The 376-nt window shown below is 65.2% G+C and carries 1 protein-coding gene; it reads right to left on the bottom strand.

What is annotated here, in order from left to right:
* A partial coding sequence (locus tag IB263_RS33880) for an aldehyde dehydrogenase family protein (RefSeq protein WP_192439611.1) occupies positions 1–376 on the bottom strand: 376 nt, incomplete at both ends.

Below are 376 nucleotides of genomic sequence, written 5' to 3'. Positions count from 1 at the left end.
AGCATCTTGCCGACCGGGGTCGAGCCGGTAAACGACATCTTGCGGATCACCGGATGGGCGATCAGGTATTCCGAGATGACCGAGGGCACACCGTAGACAAGGTTGACGACGCCGGCCGGAAGCCCGGTATCGACGAAGCAGCGGATGAGCTCGGCCGGCGACGCCGGCGTTTCCTCGGGCGCCTTGACGATGATCGAGCATCCGGTGGTCAGCGCCGCCGACAGCTTGCGCACCACCTGGTTGATCGGAAAGTTCCAGGGCGTGAAGGCGGCAACCGGACCGACCGGCAGCTTGACGGTCATCTGGGTGACATCGGGTGCGCGCGGCGGAATGATCTGGCCGTAGGCCCGCTTTCCCTCCTCGGCGAACCACTCGA

This window comes from Ensifer sp. ENS03 (assembly GCF_014852035.1).
Classification (GTDB): domain Bacteria; phylum Pseudomonadota; class Alphaproteobacteria; order Rhizobiales; family Rhizobiaceae; genus Ensifer; species Ensifer adhaerens.
Note: the sequence above shows the minus strand (reverse complement) of the source record. Positions and strands in the feature narration are given on the sequence as shown.